Here is a 1,856-nt window from a genome sequence, read left to right as displayed (position 1 = left end):
GGCCCCGCCTATCCGCCCTCGGCGACGCGGACGAGGTAGCGCCCGTACTCGGTCTTGAGGTAGGGCTCGGCCAGCGCCCGCAGCACGGCCGCGTCGATCCATCCCTCGGCGAAGGCGATCTCCTCCGGGCAGCCGATCATGAAGTTCTGCCGCTCCTCGATCGTCCGCACGAAGTTGCCGGCATCGAGAAGGCTCGCGTGGGTCCCGGTGTCGAGCCAGGCGAAGCCGCGCCCCATGCGCTCGACCCGGAGCAGCCCGTCGGCGAGGTAGCCGTTGAGGACGTCGACGATCTCGAGCTCGCCCCGCGCGCTCGGCCGCAGCTTGCGCGCCCGCTCCGGCGCGCTGCCGTCGAGCACGTAGATGCCGGTCACCGCGAAGCTCGACTTCGGCCGGTCCGGCTTCTCCTCGATCGACAGCACCCGGCCGCTCCTGTCGAACTCGACCACCCCGTAGCGCTCGGGATCGGCCACATGGTAGCCGAAGACCGTCCCGCCCTCCTCGCGCGCCCCGGCCCGCTTCAGCATCGCCGGCAGGTCGTGCCCGAAGAAGATGTTGTCGCCGAGCACCATGGTCGAGGCCGCCCCGTCGAGGAACGCCTCGGCCAGCACATAGGCCTGCGCCAGCCCCTCCGGCCGCGGCTGGGTCACGTATTCGAAGTGCATCCCCCACTGCGACCCGTCCTTGAGCAGCCGGCGGAACTGCTCCTGGTCCTCGGGCGTGGTGATGATGACGATCTCGCGAATCCCACCGAGCATCAGCGCCGAGAGCGGATAGTAGATCATCGGCTTGTTGTAGAGCGGCAGCAGCTGCTTCGAGAGCGAGTGCGTGATCGGATAGAGCCGCGTGCCGGACCCGCCGGCCAGGATGATCCCCTTGCGCCCGGTCATCCCTGCGCCCTCCCGATCTCGGCAACGACCCCGTCGAGCGCCTCGCGCCAGTCCGGCTGCGCGAGGCCGTAGGCCGCGTCGATCGCCGCGCAGTCGAGGACCGAATTCGCCGGCCGCCGCGCCTTCGTCGGCCATTCGCGCGTGGCGATCGGCACCACCCGCGGCCGGTCAGGCCATCCGCTGCGGGCGAAGATCGCCTCGGCGAACTCGGCCCAGCTGACCGCCGGCGCGCCGGCGTAATGGAAGACGCCCGCCCTGCCCCGCCCCGCGGTCCAGGCGGCGGCGATCGTCCAGAGGGCCGCGGCGATGTCGCCGGCCCAGGTCGGGCAGCCGCGCTGGTCGCCCACCACGCGCATCTCCCCGCGCCCGCGCCCGACGGTGAGCATGGTGCGCACGAAGTTCCGCCCGTGCCCGGAGAAGACCCAGGCGGTGCGCAGGATGGTGTGGTCAGGGTTCCCCGCCGCCACCAGCCGCTCCCCGGCGAGCTTGCTCGCGCCGTAGACGCTGAGCGGACCGGTCTCGTCCCCCTCGCGCCACGGCCGGCCCGCCCGGCCGTCGAAGACATAGTCGGTCGAGACATGCAGCAGCGGCACTCCGCGCGCCGATGCCGCGGCGGCGATGGCGCCGGGCGCGGCGGCGTTCACGGTCTCCGCCAGCCCCGGCTCGTCCTCCGCCTGGTCGACCTGGGTGTAGGCCGCGGCATTGACGACCACGTCCGCCTCCGCGGCGCGCACCGCCCGGGCGCAGGCCTCCGGGTCGGCGAGATCCGCCGCCCCGCGCCCGAGGAACCTCGCCTCGATCCCGCGCACCGCGGCCACGCGGGCCAGTTCGCGGGCCACCTGCCCGCTCTCGCCGAAGACCAGGGCCCGCATCAGGCGCCGCAGCTCGCGCGACCGGCAACGAAGGGTCGCGCCTTCCCCGCCTGTCCCGTCCGGGGCCCCGGCCCCGGGCAGCGCCCGCCCCGCCCCC

At 73.7% G+C, this 1,856-nt stretch carries 2 protein-coding genes; both read right to left on the bottom strand.

Translation table 11 applies throughout. From position 1 onward, the window contains the following. Window positions 1-8 precede the first annotated feature (8 nt). Window positions 9-887 (bottom strand): glucose-1-phosphate thymidylyltransferase RfbA, encoded by an 879-nt coding sequence (gene rfbA, locus Q0112_RS10365; protein ID WP_297974859.1) that lies wholly within the window; start codon window positions 885-887, stop codon window positions 9-11. After that, window positions 884-1,759 carry a dTDP-4-dehydrorhamnose reductase gene (rfbD, locus tag Q0112_RS10360; RefSeq protein ID WP_297974857.1) on the bottom strand — a complete coding sequence of 292 codons (876 nt, stop codon included), beginning with the start codon at window positions 1,757-1,759 and terminating at the stop codon, window positions 884-886. The genes rfbA and rfbD overlap by 4 nt, the downstream gene beginning before the upstream one ends. Window positions 1,760-1,856: the final 97 nt, after the last annotated feature.

This window comes from uncultured Amaricoccus sp. (assembly GCF_937858865.1).
Taxonomy (GTDB): Bacteria; Pseudomonadota; Alphaproteobacteria; order Rhodobacterales; family Rhodobacteraceae; genus Amaricoccus.
The sequence above is the reverse complement of the archived record's forward strand: the minus strand, read 5'-3'. Positions and strand labels throughout refer to the sequence as shown.

Bases quoted from the DNA above. Each gene is read 5' to 3' on its own strand.
- rfbD (WP_297974857.1), bottom strand. From the start codon at position 1,759: ATGCGGGCCCTGGTCTTCGGCGAGAGCGGGCAGGTGGCCCGCGAACTG.
- rfbA (WP_297974859.1), bottom strand. From the start codon at position 887: ATGACCGGGCGCAAGGGGATCATCCTGGCCGGCGGGTCCGGCACGCGG.